Consider the following 22,984-nt stretch of genomic DNA (forward strand, 5'->3'; position numbering starts at 1 on the left):
CTGAAACTTCTTTCCACCCTTTGCAGGCCTCTTGCTGAAAGTGTTTCAGCGGCGATACGGTCACGCGGATCCGTAACCGCAAGGAGTTCAGGCCTGTGATACCAAGATGGCCGGCGCCCAGGGTGCGCCGTACCGCGCAGCGCAGACGGATCGCGGCCGTCGCCGTGGCCGCTCTCGCGGCAGCGCTCGTCCAGCCCCTCGCCGCGCGCGCCGCGGCCCCGCCCGCACCCCCGTCGGACGCGGCACTGGCCAAGACGTCCGCCCGCAACGACCTGACCCGCGAGCAGTTCTACTTCGTCCTGCCGGACCGTTTCGCCAACGGCGACACGTCGAACGACAAGGGCGGCCTCACGGGCTCCCGCCTCGAAACCGGGTACGACCCCACCGACAAGGGCTTCTACCAGGGCGGCGACCTCAAGGGTCTGACGAAGAAGCTCGACTACATCAAGGGTCTCGGCACCACCGCCATCTGGCTCGCGCCGATCTTCAAGAACCAGCCTGTGCAGGGCACCAGCAATGGGGGCACCTCCCAGACGGAGTCTGGGGGAGCCTCGGCCGGCTACCACGGTTACTGGATCACCGACTTCACCCAGGTCGACCCGCACTTCGGCACGAACGCGGACCTGGAAAAACTCATCGACAAGGCCCACGACAAGGGCATGAAGGTCTTCTTCGACGTCATCACCAACCACACGGCCGATGTCGTCGACTACAAGGAGAAGTCCTACTCGTACCTCTCCAAGGGCGCCTTCCCCTATCTGACGAAGGACGGCGAGCCCTTCGACGACGCCGACCACGCGGACGGGGCAGCCGGTCAGGCGGACTTCCCGTCCGTCGGCTCCGGCTCCTTCCCGCGTACGCCCGTCGTGCCCGCCGCGAAGAAGAACGTCAAGGTCCCGTCGTGGCTCAACGACACGTCGATGTACCACAACCGCGGCGACTCGACCTTCGCCGGCGAGAACTCCACGTACGGAGACTTCGGCGGCCTCGACGATCTTTGGACCGAGCGTCCCGAGGTCGTCAGCGGCATGGAGAAGATCTACCAGCGGTGGGTCAGGGACTACGACATCGACGGCTTCCGGATCGACACGGTGAAGCACGTCAACACGGAGTTCTGGACCCAGTGGGCCACCGCCCTCGACGCGTACGCGGCCGAGCGGGGGCGTGACGACTTCTTCATGTTCGGCGAGGTGTACTCGGCGGACACCTCGATCACCTCCCCGTACGTCACCGAGGGCCGCCTGGACTCGACGCTGGACTTCCCCTTCCAGGACGCGGCACGGGCGTACGCCTCCCAGGGCGGCAGCGCGAAGCGGCTCGTCTCGGTCTTCGGGGACGACTACAAGTACACGACCGACAAGGCCAACGCGTACGAGCAGGTCACCTTCCTCGGCAACCACGACATGGGCCGCATCGGCACCTTCCTCAAGCAGGACAACCCGAAGGCGTCCGACGCCGAGCTGGTGAAGAAGGACAGGCTCGCCAACGAACTGATGTTCCTCGGCCGCGGCAACCCGGTCGTCTACTACGGCGACGAGCAGGGCTTCACCGGCGCGGGCGGCGACAAGGACGCCCGTCAGACCATGTTCGCGTCCCGGACGGCCGACTACCTGGACGACGACGAGCTGGGCACGGACCGCACGCACGCCGAGGACGCGTACGACACGAGTGCGCCGCTCTACAAGCAGATCAGTGCTCTCGCAAAGCTGCGCAAGGCCAACCCGGCCCTCGCGGACGGCGTCCAGACCGAGCGGTACGCGGCCGACGGCGCCGGCGTCCACGCCTTCTCCCGCACGGACGCGAAGACCGGCATCGAGTACGTCGTCGCCGCGAACAACGCCGACAAGGCGAAGGAGGCGACCTTCGCGACCGGTTCGGCGGGCATGACGTTCCGCGGGATCTACGGGACGGACGGCACGGGCGACGGGGGCGAGTCCCTCAAGAGTGGCTCCGACAAGAAGGTCACCGTCACCGTCCCGGCCGGTTCCTCGGTCGTGTTCAAGGCCGCGGGCAGGCTCGCCCCGCCCGCGACCAAGCCGACTCTCACGCTGAAGGCCCCCGCCGAGGGAGCCACCGGCACCGTCGAGATCTCCGCGGACGCCGACGGCGGACAGCTCAACCGGGTCGTCTTCGCCGCCCAGGTCGGGAACGGCAAGTGGAAGACGCTCGGCTCCGCCGACCACGCCCCGTACAAGGTCACCCAGGTCGTCGGCAAGGACGTACCGGCCGGAACAGCCCTGCGCTACAAGGCAGTTGTGATCGACTCCGCCGGGCGTACGGCGAGTACGACGGCAGCCTCCACCACCGGCACCCCGCCCGCCGAGGAGATCCCGAGTGCCTCCTCGCGCGAGTACGCGGTCGTCCACTACAAGCGCGAGGCCGGCGACTACACCGACTGGCGGCTGTACGCCTGGGGCGACCTCGCCGACGGCGAAGCGACCACCTGGCCCGAAGGGCACGACTTCGTCGGCCGGGACGCCTACGGGGCTTTCGCCTACGTGAAGTTGAAGCCGGGCGCCTCGAACGTCAACTTCCTCGTCATCGACAAGGACGGCAACAAGGACGTCTCCGCCGACCGCACGATCGACGTCACCAAGACCGGCGAGATCTGGGTCGAGCAGGGCAAGGAGGCCGTACGGACCGAACGGCCGGCCGCCGACTACCCGGCGCCGGACAGGACCAAGGCCGTACTGCACTACCAGCGCGCCGACGGCAACTACGACGGCTGGGGACTGCACACCTGGACCGGCGCCGCGGACCCCACGGACTGGTCGAAGCCCCTGGAACCGGTGAAGACTGACTCCTATGGCGCTGTCTTCGAGGTGCCGCTCACCGAGGGTGCCACCAGCCTCAGTTACATCATCCACAAGGGCGACGAGAAGGACCTGCCCACCGACCGGTCGCTCGACCTCACGGCCGACGGTCACGAGGTGTGGCTCTTGAACGGCCAGGAGAAGTACCTCCTTCCGCAGCCCGCGGGCAGCGCCGCCGCGCTCGACCTCACCACCTCCAAGGCGGTCTGGATCGACCGGAACACGGTCGCCTGGAACGGCAACGAGGCTGCCGCGTCGACCCAGTTGCTCTACTCGCGCGACGGATCCATCAAGGCCGAGGACGGCGCACTCACGAGCGACGACGAGCGCTGGCTGCGGCTCGGCAAGGTCACGCTCACCGACGCCCAGAAGGCGAAGTTCCCGCACCTCAAGGACTACCGGGCCTGGTCCGTCGACCCGCGTGACCGCGACCGGGTGCGCGAGGCGCTGCGCGGCCAGCTCGTCGCCTCCCAACGGGCCGCGAACGGAGCCGTGTTGGCGGCCACCGGCGTCCAGATCGCGGGCGTGCTCGACGACCTGTACGGCGGCGCCACGAAGGCGGAACTCGGGCCGACGTTCGACAAGGGGCGGCCGACGCTCTCCGTGTGGGCGCCCACCGCGCAGGACGTGAAGCTGGAGATCGGGGACACCGGCACGTCACCGAAGACCGTGCCGATGAAGCGGGACTCCGCCACCGGCGTCTGGTCCGTGTCCGGCCCCAAGTCCTGGCAGAACAAGGCCTATCGGTACGTCGTGAAGGTGTGGGCGCCCAGCGTCCGCGAGGTCGTCACCAACAAGGTCACCGACCCCTACTCGGTCGCCCTCACCGCGAACTCCGAGCACAGTCTCGTCGTCGACCTGGGCGCCAAGTCCCTTGCCCCGAGCGGCTGGTCGGGCCTGCGGAAACCCAAGGCGGTCCCGCTGAAGGACGCGCAGATCCAGGAGCTGCACATCCGGGACTTCTCCGTCGGCGACAGATCGGTCCCGGCGAAGGACAAGGGCACCTACCTCGCCTTCACCGACAAGGACAGCGCGGGCTCCAGGCACCTCAAGAAGCTTGCGGAGTCCGGGACTTCGTACGTCCATCTCCTGCCCGCCTTCGACATCGCCACCATCCCGGAGAGGAAGGCCGACCAGTCGACGACCGACTGCGACCTCTCCTCCTACGCCGCCGACTCCGAGAAGCAGCAGGAGTGCGTGGCGAAGGTGGCCGCGAAGGACGCGTACAACTGGGGCTACGACCCGTACCACTACACGGTGCCGGAGGGCTCGTACGCCACCGACCCCGACGGGACGGACCGTACGGTCGAGTTCCGGAGGATGGTCAAGTCGCTGAACGAGGACGGTCTGCGGGTCGTCATGGACGTGGTCTACAACCACACCACCGCGAGCGGCCAGGCCGACACGAGCGTGCTCGACAAGGTGGTCCCCGGCTACTACCAGCGGCTCCTCGCCGACGGCAGCGTCGCCACCTCCACCTGCTGTGCCAACACGGCGACCGAGAACGCCATGATGGGCAAACTGGTGGTCGACTCGATCGTCACCTGGGCCAGGGAGTACAAGGTCGACGGCTTCCGCTTCGACCTGATGGGCCACCACCCGAAGGCCAACATCCTGGCGGTCAGGAAGGCCCTCGACGCGCTCACCCCCGCCAAGGACGGTGTCGACGGCAAGAAGATCGTCCTCTACGGAGAGGGCTGGAACTTCGGTGAGATCGCGGACGACGCCCGTTTCGTCCAGGCCACCCAGAAGAACATGGCCGGAACCGGCATCGCCACCTTCTCCGACCGGGCCCGTGACGCCGTGCGCGGCGGCGGTCCCTTCGACGAGGACCCGGGCGTCCAGGGCTTCGCGTCCGGCCTCTACACCGACCCCAACTCCTCGGACAGCAACGGCACTTCGGCCGAGCAGAAGGCCCGCCTCCTGCACTACCAGGACCTGATCAAGGTGGGACTGTCCGGCAACCTCGCCGAGTACACCTTCACCGACACCGCCGGCAAGGAGGTCAAGGGCTCCGAGGTCGACTACAACGGGGCGCCCGCCGGCTACGCGGACGCGCCCGGCGACGCCCTCGCGTACGTGGACGCCCACGACAACGAGTCACTGTTCGACGCGCTCGCGTTCAAGCTGCCCAAGGGAACCTCGGCCGCCGACCGGGCCCGGATGCAGGTCCTCGCGATGGCCACGGCCTCGCTCTCACAGGGCCCGGCACTGTCCCAGGCGGGCACCGACCTGCTGCGTTCCAAGTCGCTCGACCGCAACTCGTACGACAGCGGCGACTGGTTCAACGCGATCCACTGGGACTGCCGCGACGGCAACGGCTTCGGGCGCGGGCTGCCGATGGCCGCCGACAACGAGTCCAAGTGGCCATACGCCAAGCCCCTGTTGACGTCCGCAGGCCTCAAGGTGGGCTGCCCGCAGATCGAGGGCGCCGCCGCCGCGTACCAGGACCTGCTGAGGATCCGTACGAGCGAGAGCGTCTTCGGGCTGGGCACCGCCGAACAGGTGCGGTCGAAGCTGTCCTTCCCACTGTCCGGGAAGGACGAGACACCCGGGGTGATCACCATGCAACTCGGCGATCTCGTCGTGGTGTTCAACGCGACCCCCGAGAAGCAGGAGCAGCGGATCGCCTCCCTGGCCGGGACGGCGTACGGACTGCATCCGGTGCAGCGGACGGGAGCGGACTCCACCGTCAAGTCCTCTTCGTACGATCCGGAATCGGGCAGTTTCGCCGTTCCGGGGCGCAGCGTGGCCGTATTTACCCGGACCGCCTGACAAGGCACTATTTTGGTGGGGCGGAACCCGAACTCTGTTCCGCCCCACCACCGTGCCCCGGGGGCCGCGCAGATGGACGGCAACGCCAACAGGACGCGCACCACCGTGCTGATCGTCGACGACGTGCCGGCCAGTCGCTATGCCCTGGGGGCGGTGCTGCGCCGCGCCGGTCACCGGATCGTGCCCGTCGCCACCGCCGGCGAGGCGCTCGTCGAACTCGACGTACGGCTGCGCGCGGGATCCCTGCCCGACGTGGCCCTCATCGACGTCGGCCTGCCGGACATGAGCGGTTTCGAACTGTGCCGCAGGCTCAAGGCGCAGCCGCCCATGTCCACGCTGCCCGTCGTCCACTTCTCCGCCGCCGCCGTGGCACCCGCCGACCGGTGCGAGGGCCTGGAAGCCGGCGGCGAGGCGTATCTGACGGTGCCCGCCGAACCCGAGGAGATCCGGGCCGTCGTACGGGCCGCGGTGCGCGCGGCCCGGATGCGCTCGGGCGCCGAGACGCTCGTACGCCGGCTGACCCTGCTGTCCGGGATGATCGTCACCGTCCAGGCCGCGCGCAACCTCACGGAACTCGCCGACGCGTCCGCCGAGGGCGCCGCCCGGCTCACCGGCGGCCCGGCCGTCGTCTTCGTCCTCGGCCCGGACGGCGAGCTGTACTACAGCACCTCCAAGGGCCGCAGCGTCTTCGCCGTGCCGGACAGCGACGCGCAGGAGGCCGTCGTCCGGCTGATCGGCCAGATCGGCAAGGGGCGCACCGGGGTGTTCCGCACCGTCGTGCCCGCGCACCTGTGGCCCATGGGCTTCTTCCGGCCCGGCGTCCGGGACGACGCCCGCCTCGTGCTCACCCTGACTCAGGACGGCAGCGCACCGGTGTGCTTCGCGACGCCCCTGTACATACCGCGGGCCGGTGAACCCGACGACGCGGAACTGGTCGGCCGTCTCGCCCAGGCCACCGCGCTCGCCGCCGAACCCCTGCTGATGTACCAGGTCGAGCGCCATGTCGCCCTCACGCTCCAGCACAGCTTCCTGCCCCAGCCGCACCGGCTGCCCGACCTGCCCGGCGTCGACGTCGTGGTGCGCTATGTGCCCGCGTCCCAACAGACCGAGATCGGCGGCGACTTCTACGCCGCGCTGCGCACCGACGACGGGGTGCTCACCGCGGTCGGGGACGTCGTCGGGCACTCGCTGGAGGCGGCCACCGTCATGGTCGAGATGCGGCACGCCCTGCGCGCCTACTGCGTCGAGGAATCCGATCCGGCGGTGCTCGCCGACCGGCTCGACCACATGCTGCAGCGCTACCACCCCGAGGTCACGGCCACCGTCTGTCTGGTCCACGTCGACCCGGCCACCGGGCGCACCCGGATAGCCAACGCGGGCCACATCCCACCGCTGATCGTCCGCGACTCGGGCAACGCGGAGTACGCCAAGGCCGCCGGGCCGCTGCTCGGGCTCGGGCTCGGTCTGCCGCGACAGCCGCCCGTGGAGCTGTTCCTCGATCCCACGGACCGCCTCCTCATGGTCACCGACGGTCTCATCGAGACCCGCGGCATCGATCTGGCGGTCTCCATGGAGGAGCTCCGCACGGCCGCGGCCGAGGCGCCGCCCGGGGTGTCCGCCCTGTGCGACACCCTTCTGGAGCGGTTCGGCGGGGCGCCGGAGGACGACATCGCGCTGCTTGCCCTGCGGTTAGGGTGAGCGCGTTGACCTAGAACAGGAGTGCCCGTGCCGCAGATCACCGTTGACTACTCGACGTCCCTCTCCGACGCGTTCGACCGGCAGGGGTTCGCGGTCGCGCTGCACGCCGTGGTGGTGGAGACGGCCGCCGCGAAGATCGAGGCGTGCAAGACGCGGTTCCGGCCCGCGGAGGACGTTGTCGTGGGGACGGAGACGGCCGGGCACGGGCTCGTCCATGTCACGCTCGCGCTGCTGGCCGGGCGGTCCGAGGAGACGAAGCTCCTGCTGACCGAGCGGACGCTTGAGCTTCTGCGGGCGCATGTGAAGCCGGTCGACGGTGTGGCGCTGCACGCGTCCGCGGAGGTGCGGGACCTTGACGCGTCCTACCAGAAGTTCGTGGACTGACGTCCGGGCCTGTTCGTCGGGTGCGGGTGGGTGGGGCTGGCCGCGCCGTTCCCCGCGCCCCTTAAAGACGCGCCGTTCCCCGCGCCCCTAAAAGCCAAAAGATTGCGCCGTTCCCCGCGCCCCTGAAGGGGCACCCCCCGCCTACGACGCCAGTGAGACCAAGCGGCCGATCAAGTCCGTGAACGGGCCCTCCGCCGGTTCATCCGCCAGCATGTGGCGTAGCAGGTCGGCCATCTCGGGGTCGTAGGCCGCGCTGACGGCGGCGAGGGCCGCGAAGTCGTGGACGAGTTGGGCCTCCAGCTCGGCGCGGGGGATCCGGCGGCCGTCCAGCCAGATCAGGGCGGTCGCCTCGGCCAGGGAGATCCAGGAGCGGACGACCAGTTCGAGCCGGGCGGGCGGCCGGTCGATCCGCAGATGCGCCAGGATCTGGAGGTACGCGGCCTGCCGTACGCCGTCGATGAGGGCGTTCGTGTTGGTCGAGCCGACCGAGGGGCCGCCGCGCATCAGGGCGGAGAAGCCGGGCCCGTGCTGGTCGACGAAGTCGAAGTACCGCCGCATGACCCTCAGCAGCCGCGCCCCCAGCGGACCCTCCTGAGGTTCGATGAAACGTTCCGCCAGATCGTCCGAGGCGCGCTTCAACGCGGCCTCGTACAGGCTGAGTTTGCCGGGGAAGTAGTGGTAGACCAGCGGGCGCGAGATACCCGCGGCGGCTGCTATCTCGTCGATGGAGACGTCGTCGGGCGAGCGTCGGCTGAACAGGTCGAGGGCGACGCCGATCAACTGCTGCCGCCGCTCCTCGACACCCATCCTGCGGCGTACCCCGGTTGTCATACGAACACCTTACCGATCGGATCCGGCCGCGAACGGGTAGGTGCCGCACGGGTGTTCACCGTGTCAGCGCAGGCCGCCGATCGACCTCCCGTCGGCCAGGGTCCCCTTCAGGCCCGCCTGCGCGCCCTGTTCGGCCCGTACGGCAAGGAGATTCCCCTGCGTGGATCCGTCGACTCCGCCCGTCGCGCGGATCGACGCGGTGTCCTTGCTTCCGGCGGCGAGGAGATACCAGTCACCCGTACCGGACTTCCACAGCACGCCCGCCAGGACATGGGAGTCCTTCGCTCCGCAGGCGGCCACGTTCTCCGCCTTCGCCGCGACCGCGCCGTACGGCTGCCCCTGGGCGTGGAACTGGGCCAGCACCCGTGTCCCGCCGCCGCGCCAGGTGTCCGCGCGGGTGCACAGCCAGTTCGCGGTGCCACCCGCGTCGGGCAGCGGCTGCCGGGCGTACTGCCAGGCGTTCACCGTGCGTACGCCCTGGCCGCGGACGGCCGCCAGGGAGCAGGCGAGCGGGGCCCAGGTCGCCGCCGACGCCTCGTGCGGCTGTCCGGGGCGGCCCGAGGTGAGGTGGGCCGGGGTCAGCTCACCGAGGTCGGTCGTCAGCCGGGTGCCCGAACGGTCCGTGAGCTCCAGCGCGTTCCACGAGCGGCACTCACCGGTCTGCAGAGCGGGGCTGGCGAACGGCTCGGTCACCCCGTCCGCCGACCGGCCGAGACGCGTCGCGGAAGCACCGGCGGCGTCGGACGCGGCTGAAGCGCCCGTCGCGACCTTCAGCAGGTCGCGGACCGTCGCCGTACGCACCCAAGGCGCCGTCAGATAGCGGACGTTGCCGTCGGAGCGGCCGAGGACCACCGCGTTCGCCTCGGCACCGGTGGCGCCGTCGACCCGGGCGAAGTCCAGTGCGGCGCCCTGCGTGCCGTCCTTCGCCTCGGCGTAGCGCACGATGCGCAGTCCGTCGTAGAGCAGCACGACCCGGCTCTGGTCGACCTCGCCCGCGTACAGCAGCTGGGGCGGTCCCGGCGGGGCGCCCGACGGGGTGCCGGGGGTGGCCGAGACCTGCACGGACTCACCGGGGCGTGCCCAGACGGCGAGCGCGCGGCGCAGCAGTGCCCTGTCATCGGTGAGGGTGCCGCGCGCGGGCCACACGGAGAAGTCGGTGCGCGTGGACGACTGCCACGCGGCGGCCGGAACGAGGGTCAACTTGCCGGGGTCCAGGGCGGCCTGGGCGGAGGGGTTGCGCGCGTACGAGGGGGCGGCGGCGCCGTCGGGGCCCCAGCCGTCGCCGGGCATCCCGAGCAGCGCCCCGCACACCGCGACGGCGGCGGTCGCGGCGAGCGCCGCCTTCATGTGCTGGCGGCGCCGCATCAGGTCCGGCGGCCGGGCCTGCAGCGAGCACGGGTCGAACTCGGGGGAGGTCAGCAGCCCGTACTTCGCCTCGATCTCGTCGGCCTCGTCCAGTGCGTCGGCCGGGTCCTCCTCGCCCGCCGCGGCCAGCACCCTGCGCACGTCCGCGTCGGCGAGGCGCTCCAGACCGCGCAGGACGTAGGCGGCGCGGGCCGGGGCGGACAGGGCCGACAGCCGTTGGTCCAGGGCGAGTTCGTCGGCGCCGCCCGAGCGCGGGAAGAGCCGCAGGCCCCACACCTGGGGGAGCAGCGGCGGCAGTTGCGCCCGCTTCGGCCAGGCCCTGAACGTCAGCGGCCGGCCGGCCTCCAGCGCGGTACGCAGTACCCGCAGGCGTACGTACGCGTATCCGGGATCGGCGTCGCGGCCCTCGGCGGTCTTCTGGGCGGGGAGGACCGAGGCGTCGCCGGACATCCGGCCCCGGGGCAGCGCGCGCTGGGTGAGCGCGTGCGCGGTGAGCACCCGGCGGTTGCGGCCGAGGCTCGGTGGCAGCACCAGATAGGCGAGCCGGACGAGCCGCGGATAGTGCTCGACGAGCGCGGCCTCGGCCTGCTCGACGTCGACGGCCGGTCCGGGGCGGGGGTCCGGTGCGGGGCGCGGGGCGACATCCTGTGACTGCACGTTCAGCAGAACGAGCGAATCCGCGGTTGGTCACCTGGACTGCCCCGAGTCCACGGGGAGTTACGCCTCCGGCTCCACGAGCAGACGGGCGTAGTTCGCCATGGACCGCTGGTATCGCGGCAGATGAGGGGCCAGGGCGCCCAGTACGAGCGCGAGCCCCTCGCGCTCCCGGCCCAGGTCCGCCAGGCACAGCGCGAGGGTGGCGCGTACGGCGTCGTCCAACTCGTCGGAGGGCGCGACGAGTTCCGGCGTCAGCAGCTTGACGCCCTCCTCCGGCTGCCCGGTGTTCCGCAGCGAGCTGGAGAGCTGGATCTTCGCACGCCGGCCGCGATAGCCGTCGAGCCCGCGCGCCAGCGCCTCCCGGTACAGCGGCACGGCCCGGTCCGAGTGGCCCGTCGAGTCCCAGGCACAGGCCTGCTCGAACGGGCCGACCGGGCTGTCGGCGGGCAGCTCGGCGACCAGCGCGTCGATCACCGCGCGGAAATCGGCCTCCTGCGCCTCGGCGTAGTCGTCGAAGGTGGCCCAGGCGGCCGTCACTCGCTTGTCCCAGTCAGCATCGATGGTGGTCACGGGCCCACCCTCGCACAGGCGTGCCCGCGAACGACATCGGCTTTACGCGCTCGTCGACAGCCCTGTGCCCCGGCCCTGTCCGACAACGGGGGCCACCGATGTGGCGTGCGTCACTGTGATGCGTCCGGTGATGCCGTAAACACGGAGGCGATTGAGCGCCGGGCGTGCGGGAGCCGTATCCGAAGGCAGAGCCTCTGACCGGGGCTCTCAACGGCGTGGGCCGGAACCGACCCGGAGGTACGTACGAATGCGTTTGACGAGGAAGAGGCTCGCGGTCGGTACGGCCGGGGCGGTCACGGCACTGCTGGCGGTGACCGGCTGCGGCTCGGACGGCGGCGGGGAGAAGAAGGTCCCCGAGACCGCGAGCGGGAGCCTGGAGCAGATCGCGAGCGAGGCGGGCTGCAAGCCGGACATGCAGACGGACGCCGACACGATCCGGCAGGCCATCTGCAAGACCTCCGGCGGCAAGTACATCCTGGCGACGTTCGCCACCGACCGCGGCCAGCGCGAGTGGCTGAACGGGGCGAAGGACTACGGCGGTTACTACCTCGTCGGCCGCAAGTGGGTCGCCGTCGGCGAGCAGAAGACGGTCACGGCACTGCGCGGCGAGCTCGGCGGGACCATGGAGGAAGGGTCCGAGCACATGAACCCCGGTGGCAGTCACAACAACAGCGGCGGTCACAGCAGCTGACCGCATCGACCGCGCCGGTCACGCCGACGGCGCGGGTTCGGGAGCAGCGGGTTCGAGAACAATTGAGGGCAAGCGAAAGCCGGCGGTGGGAAATCCCACCGCCGGCTTTCTCGTGCTTACTGCTTCTTGCTCAGTGCGTCTTGCTCACTGCCCTGTGTCACGTGCAGTCCTGACCGCTGTTGATGCAGTCGACCACCTGGTTCATCGTGTTCTCGTCGAAGAAGTTGATGAAGTCGTTGTGGTCGGTGATCGGCTTGTGCAGCTGGTCCGGGAAGGAGTCCACCGCGAACGGGTTCGTGACCTGATCGCCCTGGATCTGCGGGGCCGCTACGTCGTAGACCAGACGGACCTGCAGCTGGGGGATGGCCTGGAAACCGTTGCCACAGGTGCCGTCCGCCTGGACGAAGGACACGTGCGTGCGGTGGTTGGCCGAGTCGATGTTCTGACCGTCCCAGCAGCTCTGGAAGTTGGTCGTCCGTACCACGGAGCTGCCCTCGGGGCAGATCGGGTACTTGTCCGTCAGCTGACGGTCCTCGAGGCCGGTGCAGCTCCAGTTGGTGTTGGCGTTGGCGAGGCCGTTCACGAAGGCCTTGGCGTCACCGGTGATGATGCGCAGGGCCGTCGGCATCGCGACGACATCGCCCTTCTGGTTGCCGACGAACTTCAGCTGAGCCTCGCTGGCCTGGACGATCGTGCCGACGTTGCCGTCCTGACCGCCACCGGGCGCGTTCGCGTCGATGTCGTCCTGACCGTCCTGCACACGCAGCACCGGCCAGAAGTACGAGGACTTGTCGCCCTGGTTCTGGCAGGAGGTGTCAGCCGCCGCCAGGTCCTGGTCGCTCGCGAACGCGTCGTTGTCCTGGTTGCCGACGTAGTCGTGCTGGTGCTGGGCACCGTTGCTGACACCGGGAGCGACGATCACGTTGTCCGAGTTGCGGTTCTCGTTCTCGTTCGTGCCACAGTTCGTGGTGAACGTGCCCGTGGACCCGGCGTCCCCGTTCGCGGGAAGCCCGTTCGGACCGACGCCCTTCGCGCCACCGGTCGGCTGGACCTGGTTGATGTCCTGGAAGTCGGCGGCCGCCGGACCGTTGCCCTCCTGGCCACCGTTGCCCTGGTCCTGACCCTGGTCCTGCCCTTGGTCCTGACCCTGGCCTTGGTCCTGACCCTGGTCCTGCCCTTGGCCCTGGTCCTGGCCTTGGTCCTGACCCTGGCCTTGACCGTTGCCCTGACCCCCACCGGCGGCGGGCTGGTCGGCTGCCACACCCTCGCACCCGGCGAGCTGGCCGGCCTGCTGCGGAGGCTTACCGCCCGCGCGCTGGATGTTGTTGCCGATCCGGTCGATCGTGGCGGTCCGCTTGGACTTCAGCGGGCTGAGGATGGCGTTGTTGACGTAGCCGGAGTCCCCCGCCTGGGCCTGTCGCGTGTCGGCGAGGCGCTTGTAGGCCTCGGTGACCTGCTGGTCGAGCTTGGCCAGCTCCTTGTCGACGCCGGCGCGTGCCCCCTTCGGCACGTCGGTCAGTTGCTGACCGACGTCCGGACATTTGATCGTCGCCACTCCGGCGGCCGTCGTCTGCGCGTTCTGGGGTGAGTTCTTGCCCTCGCCCGCAGAAGCGTAGATGTTGGCCGCCAGCAGACCGCCGCCACCCAGCGCGAGAGCCGCCGATGCGGCTATCGCCCGGTTGGCGAGCGTGGAGCGGCGTTTACGGTTTGTGCGTCCCATGGAACTCCTCTGGCTTCCTTGCGGGGGCATTGAGGCGCCCGACAGGAGGTGAAGCGGCTCCGTTCAATACGGAGGTGGCTCCTGAGGTGTTCAGTGGTCCAAGAAATTGGTGAGAGTCCGGTGACGCAATCCCGGCACAAGGGGCCCAGAAGCCCCTGAAACAACGGCGGTTGAGCGGGATTTACTGAATATCATTCAGCGAAAGCGGAACTTCGGCCCCGCCCCCCGACGGCTGTCCGGACGACCGCCGCCGATCTTTTCCGATCCTCGTTCGGGACCCTTTCGGCGGTCCTGGTCCAATTCAGCGGTCCTGGTCCAAATAGGCGAGAACGGCCAGGACGCGACGGTTGTCGTCGTCCGAGACCTCAAGGCCCAGCTTCGCGAAGATGTTGGACGTGTGCTTGGCGATCGCCCGCTCCGTGACCACCAGTTGGCCCGCGATCGCCGCGTTCGACCTGCCCTGTGCCATCAGTTCCAAAACCTCCAGCTCGCGCGGAGTCACCCGGCCCAGCGGCCGGTCGTCCGCCTGCCGCCGCGTCAGCAACTGCTGGATGACCTGCGGATCCATCGCCGTACCGCCCGCCGCGACCCGCCGCACGGCGTCGATGAACTGCTCGGCGTCGAACACCCGGTCCTTGAGCAGATAGCCGACCCCGCCGGCCCCGTCGGCGAGCAACTCGCGCGCGTACAACTGCTCCACGTGCTGCGAGAGGACCAGCACCGGCAGCCCGGGTCTCGCCCGCCGGGCCGCCAGCGCGCACTGCAGCCCCTCGTCCGTGTGCGAGGGCGGCAGCCGTACGTCGACCACGGCGATGTCCGGGTTCAACTCGGCCAGCGCCCGGGTGAGTTCGGGCCCGGTCTCGACGGCCGCGGCGATCTCGAAGTCGTACGCCTCCAGCAGCCGGACCAGTCCGTCGCGCAGCAGGAACAGGTCTTCGGCTAGGACAACTCGCAAGGGATCTCCATGGTCACCATGGTGGGGCCGCCCGCGGGACTGCTGACGGCCAGGACGCCGTCGAATGTACCGAGTCGCCGCTCGACTCCGGAGAGTCCCGAACCCGCGCCGATCGTGGCGCCGCCACCGCCGTCGTCGGTGACGGCGATCCGGAGCATGCCGCCGTGCTCCGGGGCGTGGTGGACGTCGACCCAGATGCGGTCGGCCCCCGAGTGTTTGACGGCGTTGGTGAGGACCTCGCTGACGGCGAAGTACGCGGCCGCCTCCACCGGTTCGCCCGCCCGGCCCGGCAACTCCACGTCCACCTCCGTGCTGATGGGCAGCCGCAGCGCCAACGCCCGTACGGCGTCGCCGAGTCCGCGCTCCGCGAGCACGGGCGGGTGGATGCCGCGTACGAGGTCACGCAGTTCCGTGAGCGCCTCGGCGGAGGACTTACGGGCCTGTGCGAGCAGTTGCCTGGCCTTCGCCGGGTCCTTCTCGATCAGGGCCTCGACCGTGCCGAGGTCCATGCCCATCGCGACCAGCCTGGCCTGTGCCCCGTCGTGCAGGTCCCGTTCGATGCGGCGCAGTTCGGCCGCCGAGGTGTCGACGGCATCGCGCCGGGTCTCCGTGAGCACCCGGACGCGCTCCGTCAACTCGCCCTGGCCGGACCCGAGGACGGACCGGGTCAGCAGGAAGTGGACCCGCAGCAGCAGGGGAACGGTGTAGACGCCGGTGACGAGCAGGGCCGCTCCCAGCGCGGCCGCGGCGAGGGCGCTGAGCTGCCCGCTGACCGGCACGAACCCGTACCACCAGCCGACACGGGTGCCGTCGGTGAAGACCCGCCACAGCCCGGCACCGAGCGCGAACCCCTCGAAGGGGTAGGTGAGCAGCGCGGCGGGCAGCAGCGCCGTCACGAAACCCGCGGTCATGTCGACCGGCAGCCACATCAGGTCCCGCCAGGTCGCCGGATCGCCGAGCAGCCGGAAGCACCGCGTCCAGAGGTTCGCGTCCTTCGGGACCGGCCGGTACGCGGGCGGGATCCGCACCCCGCACCACTGGGCCGCCACCAGCCGCCGCCAGTTCGCGAAGCCGCGTACGCCCGCCAGCACCCACGGTGTCGTGACGATGCCGACGCCCAGCGGCACGAGGACGATCGACACGACGGACAGGACGAAGAGGGTGATCGACCCGGCCGGCACCACGACGGCCAGCACCAGCGCCCGCGCCCCGGCGAGCGCGGCGGTACGCACCCTGTCGCCGACGGTCCGGTCGTCCCCGTTCGTGTGGTCCCCGTTCGTGTTCATGCCCTCAGTCTCGCCGAGCCCGCCGCCGCGGTCACTGGGCCGAACCACCCGGCGGGGGTGGTGCCAACGCCACCCCCCTCGCGGCGCTCAGCCGCCCAGGACCTTCGCCTCCACCGCGGGGTCGAGCCCGACCACCGGCCGGTCGGAGCGCTGGGGAGCGGTACCGCCGATGCTCCGGAGCCAGCTCCAGGTGTCGGCCACCGTCTCGGCGACCGGCCGGCACCGCAGCCCGTCCCGCACCGCCCTGGACACGTCCGCCCGGTGCATCGCGTCGTGCGACTCCGAGCCGGGCGGCAGCCACACCGGCAGCTGGATCCACGGCTCGATCCCGGCCGCGAGAACCACCTCGGAGTCGGTCCACCGCAGCTCGGCCGGACCTCCCGCGGCTGTGCCTCCGGCAGCCGCGCCTCCCGCGACGTGGACGCACGCGTCCAGCAGCGCCCCCATGGTCGCGTGCCCCGACGGGCTGATGACGTTGTACGCCCCGTCCGCGCCCGCCTCCACCGCCCCGAGGGTCCACTCGGCCAGATCGCGGACGTCGACGTACTGGAGCGGCAGTTCACGGGGCCCTGGCGCGAGGACGGGTCCGCCGCGCGCCATCCGGTCCAGCCACCACGGCAGGCGCCCGATGTTCTCGTACGGGCCGAGGATCAGGCCGGCCCGTACGAGAAGCGCCCGCTCCGCACCGAAGGCCTCCAGCACGGCCAGCTCGCCGCCCCGCTTGTCACGCGCGTAGTCGGTGCCTTCCGCGTCCGGGGAGGCGCCCTCCACCAGTGGGCTGTCCTCGTCGAAGCCCGCCGCGGGCGGCCAGGCGTACACGGAACAGCTCGACACGTACACGTACCGCCGGACGCGGTTCGCCAGCAGCCGTGCCGCGTCCCGGACGACCCGCGGGGCCGCGGACCAGGTGTCGACGACGACGTCCCACTCCTCCTCGGTACCGGCCAGGGCCGCGAGCCCGTCGGGCGCGGTGCGGTCGCCGTGCAGGAACCGCGTCCCCGCCGGAGGTTCGTGGCGTCCCCGGTGGAAGACGGTCACCTCCCAGCCGCGGGCGAGCGCCGCCTCCACGACGGCCCGGCCCACGAACTCCGTACCACCCAGCATCAGAAGTCTCATACGGCCGACTCTGCCCGGCGGCCCGGCGCGAGGGAACGGGAATCTGCCGACAGGCGAACCGTTCCGCCGACGGACGAATCCGCAGGCTGTACGGACGGGTACCGGTCCGGGATCAGCTCGCGGTCGGCGGCGTGTACTTGTACCCCACGCGCCGCACCGTCTGGATCGCCTCCCGGTGCTCCGCCCCGAGCTTGCGGCGCAGCCGGGCGATGTGGACGTCCACGGTCCGGCCGTCGCCCACATGCCCGTAGCCCCACACCATGGTGACCAGCTGGTCGCGGGTGTGCACCCGGTGCGGATGCGCCACGAGATGCGCGAGCAGCTCGAACTCCAGATACGTGAGGTCCAGCGGCCGCCCGCCGACCTCGGCGGTGCGCTGCACGGTGTCGACGCGTACGAGGGAGTCGTCGCCCTCGCCCTGCGACTTGGCCGGGTCCGCGTCCGGCACGGCGACCGGCAGGAACGACGGCTGGTCGGCCGGCACGAGGACCAGGTACCCGATCATCGGCGGCCGGCCCGGCAGCGTGGGCAGGGTGTGCGGGGGAGCGGGCAGCCAGGAGGCGCCCGGCGGGAGGAGGGCCGTGACGTCGACCACCTCGTCCGGGTCGACCGCACGCAGCCGATGGCGGGCCGAGCCCGTCGAAGGGACCGAGGAAGGGACCGAGGAGGGGACCGCGGAGGGCGCGGTGGCAACGGACGAGAAGGAACGGGTGTTCGCCATGAGAGGTCAGCTCTTTCGCGCGAGAGGTCGTCGGAGGACGTACGTCGTGCGCGCTGGCCGAAGGCCGGGATGTACGGCTTTAGAGGGCCCGCGCGTTCACCGCGCGACAACACACCCGGTCGAAGTCATGATGCTGCCGGGACGGCCAGAAGGGCTCAAGGTCACGACGACCCGTCGCGGTGAACTCCTGGAAGCCGGTCATGCCCTTATTGAAGCAGACACGCGATCGCAACAGCACCCTCCTCTCACTGGTCGGACGCCACCCTGACCGAACGCGGAAGGGGCGCCCACCACAAAGGCGGGCGCCCCTTCCGAAGAACAGCCGAATCAGACCTGCCCGGCCTTCTCCAGGGCGGAGCAGCACGTGTCGACGATGAGCCGCGTCACCAGGTACGGGTCGACGTTGGCGTTCGGACGACGGTCCTCGATGTACCCCTTGCCGTCCTTCTCGACCTGCCACGGGATCCGCACCGAGGCGCCGCGGTTGGACACACCGTAGGAGTACTCGTTCCACGGGGCGGTCTCGTGCAGACCGGTCAGCCGGTCGTCGATGCCGGCGCCGTAGTTCTTGACGTGGTCCATCGGCTTGGAGCCCTCGCCGAGCGACTCGCACGCGGTGATGATCGCGTCGTAGCCCTCGCGCATCGCCTTGGTGGAGAAGTTGGTGTGCGCCCCCGCGCCGTTCCAGTCGCCCTTCACCGGCTTCGGGTCCAGCGTCGCGGAGACGTCGAAGTCCTCGGCGGTGCGGTAGAGCAGCCAGCGGGCCACCCACAGCTGGTCGGAGACCTCCAGCGGGGAGACCGGGCCGACCTGGAACTCCCACTGGCCGGGCATGACCTCGGCGTTGATGCCGGAGATGGCGAGACCGGCCTTGAGACAGTTGTCCAGGTGGGCCTCGACGATCTCACGGCCGAAGATCTCGTCCGAGCCGACACCGCAGTAGTAGCCGCCCTGCGCGGCCGGGAAGCCCCCCTCGGGGAAGCCCAGCGGGCGCGAGCCCTTGAAGAACGTGTACTCCTGCTCGATGCCGAAGATCGACTCCTGCGCGGCGAACTTCTCCGCGACCTCGGTGAGCGCGGCACGCGTGTTGGACTCGTGCGGCGTCATGTCGATGTTGAGGACCTCGCACATGACGAGCACGTCGTCGCCGCCGCGGATCGGGTCCGGGTAGACGGCGACCGGCTTGAGCACGCGGTCGGAGGCGTGACCCTCGGCCTGGTTCGTGGAGGACCCGTCGAAGCCCCAGATCGGCAGCTCCGCACCCTTGGCGTCGTCGGCCATTATCTTCGTCTTCGAACGGAGCTTGGCCGTCGGCTCGGTGCCGTCGATCCAGATGTACTCAGCCTTGAAGGTCACGGGCCACATCCTTCGGGGTGGGTCTCTCAGCGCGATGCGGGTGCTGCGGCGCTGCGGCACCGGGGCGCCGCGGGGATGCCGGAAAGCCTGTCAACAGGCGATTTCCCGATCATTGCTCGAATGTGAACCCCGTGTTACCTGGTGCCTCTGTGCTGCGACTCACTCGCCGAGAGCGTTCGCGCGCCGCGTACCAGCCTCCCGAACAGCGGGTTCCGTACGACGCCCGCTCCGCCCGGACCCTCGTATGCGATGGGTTTCGCCCGAACCTCCGCAGCGGCCTCTCCGGGTCAGACCTCCGGCTCCGCGCCCGACGCCGCCTCCCGTACGCCCGTGAGGAAGCCCCGGATCGCGGCCAGTTCGCGCTCGTCGTACCCCTGGAGCAGTTCCACGGACCGGCCGATCAGCGAGCCGAAGAAGGTCTGGCCCAGTTCGACCGCCCGCTTCTCCACCTCGACGAGCACCCGGCGCCGGTCGCGCGGATCCCGTACCCGCCGCGCGTGCCCGAGCCGTTCGAGCCGGTCGACGACGGCGGTGGTCCCCGCCGAGTTGAGCCCGAGCAGGCCGCCGAGCCGTCCCGCCGTCATCTCGGTCCCGTCCCTGTGGGCGTCCATGAGGCAGATCAGTGCTCTGACATCCGTGGCGTGCATGCCGTGGTCGTTCGCGAACCGGGCACTGTGCAGGGCGAGTTCGACGGCGACCGCGCGCAGGAGATGGACGATCTCCATCTCGGGTCCCTGGTTCTTCACGCGGCTCCCCGTCTATCATCTCGATGAGTGAGTATCTCGTTCAGCGAGATAATAGAGGGAGGGGAATGGGGAGCATGAACTTCTGCGTGGCGTACGACAAGGTCATGGCCAGGTGGCCGGCCGACCGGGAGGAGATCAGCGTCCGTACGGCCTTCGGTGAGACGGTCGTCAACGTCTGCGGTCCGCGCGACGGCATCCCGCTCCTCCTGTTACCGGGCGGAGGCGGCGCCACCTCGGCCTCCTGGTTCGCCAACACGGCCGAACTCGCCCGTACGCACCGGGTCCACGCCGTCGACCTGCTCGGCGAACCGGGCCGCAGCGTACGCGATGCCGAGAGCCCCCTGCGCACCGTCGAAGACCTCACCGCGTGGCTCGACGAACTCATCGGCGCGCTGCTGCACGACATGGGCGCCGCCGCGGCCACCCGGATCCACCTGGGCGGGCACTCGTACGGCGGCTGGATCGCCCTGCAGTACGCGCTGCACGCGCCGGAGCGGGTGAGCCGTCTGTTCCTCCTCGACCCGACGAAGTGTTTCGCCGGGTTCGGGACGGCGTACCTGCTGCGCGCCGGGTCGATGATGCTGCGGCGCTCGCCCCGCCGTCTGCGTGCCTTCCTGGAGTGGGAGACCGGGGGCGTCCCGCTCGACCACGACTGGCTGCGTCTCCAGGAGGAGGCGGGCAGCTTCCCGCTCGTACGACCGGTGACGGGACCGGCCCCCGAGCCGGACGCCCTGCGCGCCCTCGACCTGCCGGTCCTGGTCCTGTTCGCCGAGCGGAGCCGGGCCCATGACGCGCGACGGGTGGCGGCCCGCGCCGCCACCCTGTTGCCGCACGCCGAGGTGACCGTCCTGCCGGACGTCTCGCACCACGCGCTGCCCCACACGGACCCCGCCGAACTGAACCGCAGGCTGACCGGCTTCCTGACGGCCTGAACCGTCACCGCGGCGGGGTCTCACCGACGGGAGCCGTCCCGTCAGCCCACCTTCTCGATGAGGGCCTTGCGGATCAGGAACTTGCCGGGCTCGCGGACCTGCTCGAAGGCCGCGTTGTTCAGCAGCGCGCAGCTGCCGGAGACCGAAGTGACCTCCACGGTCGTGGACTTGTCGTTGTCCAGGTTCGTGACCTTCAGCTTCGTACCGGCCGGGAACTGGTTGCTGGACGCCGCGGGGGCGCCGTCCTCGCCGGAGAGGGTGACGGTGGAGCCGTTGCAGACCTGCTCGCCGCCGACAGCGTTGTCACCGGCGGCGGGCGCGGAGGCGCCCTGCGAGGGCTGCACGGCGGGGTCCGCGGGGTCGGCGGCGGGCGGGGCCGACTCGGCGGGCGCCCCCTGAGGCGCTCCTGCCTGCGAGGACTCGCCGACCTCGCAACCGGAGGCCTCCTGCTGGACCTTGATCTGGGCGATCACGGCTTCCCGGTTGGCGATCCGTGCCTGGGACTGGGCGTCCGGGGCGGTGCGCTGCCCCTCGATGAACTTCTCGTTGTTGCCGAGCGCGGTGGCCAGGCCGTCGCAGACCACCGAGGACTGCGCGGCCGGAGCGTTGGCGGCCGCGTTCGTGGTGCTCGCGTTCGAGGTGGCGGCGAAGGCGAAAGCGCCGCCACCGGCCACGGCCGCGGCGCTCACCAGCAGCGCGATCTTCTTCTTCGGGCCGAGGGTTCTTCTGCGTGACATGAACGGCTCCTGTCCCCGGCCACCCCTTGACGGTGGCCGTCCGCCGCTATGTACGAGATACCGAACAGGGTTACTCACTGGTTCACACGAGTCACCTGAGTAACGTAGATCACACAGAAGTTGAGGGATCCTCAGCCCTGACTTCGCCCCAACGCGTCCCGCACGGCCTCGTCCGTGCGTGCCACCACGGCGGTTCCGTCCTCCGCGGTGATGATCGGCCGCTGGATGAGCCGAGGGTGCTCCGCCAGCGCCGCGACCCACCGCTCCCGCGAACCGGCGTCCCGGGCCCACTCCTTCATCCCCAGCTCCTTCGCCACGGCCTCCTGGGTCCGGGTGATGTCCCAGGGCTCAAGACCGAGCCGCTCCAGGACCTCCCGGATCTCGGCCTCGCTCGGCACGTCCTCCAGGTACCGCCGCACCGTGTACGCGGCCCCCTCCTCGTCCAGCAGGCTGATGGCGCTGCGGCACTTCGAACATGCCGGATTGATCCAGATCTCCATGCGGCACAAGGTACGCGAAACACCGCGCCGCACACCCGTCACGGCATGCCTCAAAACGCTTCTGGCCAGGGGTGATTGTCAGTATCCCGGCGGGATCCGGTCCTGCGGCCCGTCGGCCGCCTCCGCCACGCGGTCCTCGGGCTGCACCGCGCTCTCCTCCAGCTCCGCAGAGCCGTCCTCCGGCTGCGCCCCCTCGGCCACGGCCGGGTCGGCCGAGTCCGAGACCAGCTCCACGACGCGCAGGGTGCACTCCCACTCCGACAGCCTGCCCTTGATCACCACCAGGTACGACTCCTGGTCGGCGAAGCGGTACACGCGGCGCCGCTTCTCGACGATGCTCTTGCTCGGCAGATACGTGTACAGGGCAGCACGGAGTGCCTTCAGTGCCTGGTCCTTCGTCTCCTGCCCACGGCAGATGAACTCGGTCCTGTACGTGTCGTTGGAGTACTGCGCGATCACGGCCCAGTCGCCCATGCCCATTCCCCCTCGGTGCCGTCGCCAGTCAGCCACAGCTCGGCCGCCGGGACAAGAACCACGCAGAGCGAGGGGATGGCTCTGTTCGAATTTTTGCCGTCCCACGCACATCTCGCAAACCATGTGTGACACGGCGCCAATTACCCTGCCCACCAGGCCATTTACTGGACGTCCTGGGCTCGCTCGATGTCAGTGGCGGTTGGTAAACTATAAGTAGTGTTCGAGGGGATCGCCGGAGACGCCGGACGGTTCCCTGACCGCGACAGGAGGATGCCTGTGCCCGCTGCCGCACTCAGCCCGCTGCCCACCCAGTCCACATCCAAGAGGGCGGTCCTGCTCGACCTGCCGTACGAGCCCGTCGAGAAGCGTCCGCTGCCACCGGGCCGTCCGCGCGACTGGTACGTGACGCACAACCGCCGTCTGAAGGCGATGCGACTCGCGATCGCCCTCCTCGACTCGGGTGTGTACGTACCGAACCAGGCCCGAAACGAGAAGATCCGCAGCACGGCCCAACTCATCGGGATCCACCCGCCGTCGGACACCACGTGCCACATGGTCCGAGCCCTGATGAGGTACGCCCGCTGAGGTCGCACTCGCTGAGCTCACGCCCGGTGCGCCGCCCGTTCGTCGGGGCGGACGGCGCACCGGGTCGTGGCC

At 70.2% G+C, this 22,984-nt stretch carries 19 protein-coding genes; 6 read left to right on the plus strand and 13 right to left on the minus strand.

Annotation, left to right across the window (positions count from 1 at the left end):
• The first annotated feature begins 95 nt into the window (after positions 1 to 95).
• The 3 genes from pulA (at position 96) to ACH4YP_RS43900 (ending at position 7,670) form a co-directional block, all read left to right on the plus strand.
• A complete protein-coding gene (pulA, locus tag ACH4YP_RS43890) occupies positions 96 to 5,588 on the plus strand; it encodes a pullulanase-type alpha-1,6-glucosidase (protein ID WP_398496924.1) in 5,493 nt (1,830 codons plus the stop codon).
• A 72-nt stretch (positions 5,589 to 5,660) separates the two neighbouring features.
• Positions 5,661 to 7,286, plus strand: a complete 1,626-nt coding sequence (locus ACH4YP_RS43895; protein WP_398496925.1) for a SpoIIE family protein phosphatase — start codon at positions 5,661 to 5,663, stop codon at positions 7,284 to 7,286.
• 27 nt (positions 7,287 to 7,313) lie between these two features.
• Positions 7,314 to 7,670: a 5-carboxymethyl-2-hydroxymuconate Delta-isomerase gene (locus tag ACH4YP_RS43900; RefSeq protein ID WP_398496927.1), complete on the plus strand. Its 357-nt coding sequence runs from the start codon at positions 7,314 to 7,316 to the stop codon at positions 7,668 to 7,670.
• A 141-nt stretch (positions 7,671 to 7,811) separates the two neighbouring features.
• Here the strand turns inward: ACH4YP_RS43900 and ACH4YP_RS43905 are convergent, their stop codons facing one another.
• The 3 genes from ACH4YP_RS43905 to ACH4YP_RS43915 form a co-directional block, all read right to left on the minus strand.
• Positions 7,812 to 8,501 (minus strand): TetR/AcrR family transcriptional regulator, encoded by a 690-nt coding sequence (locus ACH4YP_RS43905; RefSeq protein WP_361061170.1) that lies wholly within the window; start codon positions 8,499 to 8,501, stop codon positions 7,812 to 7,814.
• Positions 8,502 to 8,564: 63 nt separating this feature from the next.
• Complete coding sequence (locus ACH4YP_RS43910; protein WP_398496929.1) at positions 8,565 to 10,523, minus strand: hypothetical protein; 1,959 nt, start codon at positions 10,521 to 10,523, stop codon at positions 8,565 to 8,567.
• Positions 10,524 to 10,583: 60 nt separating this feature from the next.
• Complete coding sequence (locus ACH4YP_RS43915) at positions 10,584 to 11,111, minus strand: tetratricopeptide repeat protein (RefSeq protein ID WP_398496992.1); 528 nt, start codon at positions 11,109 to 11,111, stop codon at positions 10,584 to 10,586.
• 229 nt (positions 11,112 to 11,340) lie between these two features.
• On the opposite strand from ACH4YP_RS43915, the gene ACH4YP_RS43920 reads away from it, so the two are divergent.
• Complete coding sequence (locus ACH4YP_RS43920; protein ID WP_361061174.1) at positions 11,341 to 11,784, plus strand: hypothetical protein; 444 nt, start codon at positions 11,341 to 11,343, stop codon at positions 11,782 to 11,784.
• A gap of 157 nt (positions 11,785 to 11,941) precedes the next feature.
• Here the strand turns inward: ACH4YP_RS43920 and ACH4YP_RS43925 are convergent, their stop codons facing one another.
• The 7 genes from ACH4YP_RS43925 to ACH4YP_RS43955 form a co-directional block, all read right to left on the minus strand.
• The gene (locus ACH4YP_RS43925) at positions 11,942 to 13,504 is read right to left on the minus strand and encodes a DUF1996 domain-containing protein (RefSeq protein WP_398496931.1); all 1,563 of its coding nucleotides are present in this window, start codon (positions 13,502 to 13,504) and stop codon (positions 11,942 to 11,944) included.
• A 301-nt stretch (positions 13,505 to 13,805) separates the two neighbouring features.
• Positions 13,806 to 14,459, minus strand: a complete 654-nt coding sequence (locus ACH4YP_RS43930) for a response regulator transcription factor (protein ID WP_307525239.1) — start codon at positions 14,457 to 14,459, stop codon at positions 13,806 to 13,808.
• On the minus strand, positions 14,444 to 15,745 hold the full coding sequence (locus ACH4YP_RS43935; protein WP_361061178.1) for a sensor domain-containing protein: 1,302 nt from the start codon (positions 15,743 to 15,745) through the stop codon (positions 14,444 to 14,446). The genes ACH4YP_RS43930 and ACH4YP_RS43935 overlap by 16 nt, the downstream gene beginning before the upstream one ends.
• An 87-nt stretch (positions 15,746 to 15,832) precedes the next feature.
• On the minus strand, positions 15,833 to 16,861 hold the full coding sequence (locus ACH4YP_RS43940; RefSeq protein WP_398496933.1) for an SDR family oxidoreductase: 1,029 nt from the start codon (positions 16,859 to 16,861) through the stop codon (positions 15,833 to 15,835).
• 112 nt (positions 16,862 to 16,973) lie between these two features.
• Positions 16,974 to 17,582 (minus strand): winged helix-turn-helix domain-containing protein, encoded by a 609-nt coding sequence (locus ACH4YP_RS43945; protein WP_398496935.1) that lies wholly within the window; start codon positions 17,580 to 17,582, stop codon positions 16,974 to 16,976.
• Positions 17,583 to 17,909: 327 nt separating this feature from the next.
• Positions 17,910 to 18,938 carry a glutamine synthetase gene (gene glnII / locus ACH4YP_RS43950; RefSeq protein WP_361061181.1) on the minus strand — a complete coding sequence of 343 codons (1,029 nt, stop codon included), beginning with the start codon at positions 18,936 to 18,938 and terminating at the stop codon, positions 17,910 to 17,912.
• Between the two features lie 287 nt (positions 18,939 to 19,225).
• The gene (locus tag ACH4YP_RS43955) at positions 19,226 to 19,663 is read right to left on the minus strand and encodes a MarR family transcriptional regulator (RefSeq protein ID WP_398496994.1); all 438 of its coding nucleotides are present in this window, start codon (positions 19,661 to 19,663) and stop codon (positions 19,226 to 19,228) included.
• A gap of 86 nt (positions 19,664 to 19,749) precedes the next feature.
• Here ACH4YP_RS43955 and ACH4YP_RS43960 point away from each other — a divergent pair, with 86 nt between their 5' ends.
• Entirely contained in the window at positions 19,750 to 20,616 is an 867-nt protein-coding gene (locus ACH4YP_RS43960) for an alpha/beta hydrolase (protein ID WP_361061183.1), read from the plus strand.
• A 41-nt stretch (positions 20,617 to 20,657) separates the two neighbouring features.
• Here the strand turns inward: ACH4YP_RS43960 and ACH4YP_RS43965 are convergent, their stop codons facing one another.
• The 3 genes from ACH4YP_RS43965 to ACH4YP_RS43975 form a co-directional block, all read right to left on the minus strand.
• Positions 20,658 to 21,353 (minus strand): hypothetical protein, encoded by a 696-nt coding sequence (locus ACH4YP_RS43965; protein WP_398496938.1) that lies wholly within the window; start codon positions 21,351 to 21,353, stop codon positions 20,658 to 20,660.
• A 131-nt stretch (positions 21,354 to 21,484) separates the two neighbouring features.
• Positions 21,485 to 21,853: an arsenate reductase family protein gene (locus ACH4YP_RS43970; protein ID WP_361061187.1), complete on the minus strand. Its 369-nt coding sequence runs from the start codon at positions 21,851 to 21,853 to the stop codon at positions 21,485 to 21,487.
• A gap of 78 nt (positions 21,854 to 21,931) precedes the next feature.
• On the minus strand, positions 21,932 to 22,327 hold the full coding sequence (locus ACH4YP_RS43975) for a hypothetical protein (protein ID WP_361061189.1): 396 nt from the start codon (positions 22,325 to 22,327) through the stop codon (positions 21,932 to 21,934).
• A gap of 276 nt (positions 22,328 to 22,603) precedes the next feature.
• Between ACH4YP_RS43975 and ACH4YP_RS43980 the strand changes: the two genes are divergently transcribed.
• The gene (locus ACH4YP_RS43980) at positions 22,604 to 22,912 is read left to right on the plus strand and encodes a hypothetical protein (RefSeq protein ID WP_143631201.1); all 309 of its coding nucleotides are present in this window, start codon (positions 22,604 to 22,606) and stop codon (positions 22,910 to 22,912) included.
• Positions 22,913 to 22,984: the final 72 nt, after the last annotated feature.

The organism is Streptomyces sp. NPDC020747, assembly GCF_044334695.1.
Classification (GTDB): Bacteria; Actinomycetota; Actinomycetes; order Streptomycetales; family Streptomycetaceae; genus Streptomyces.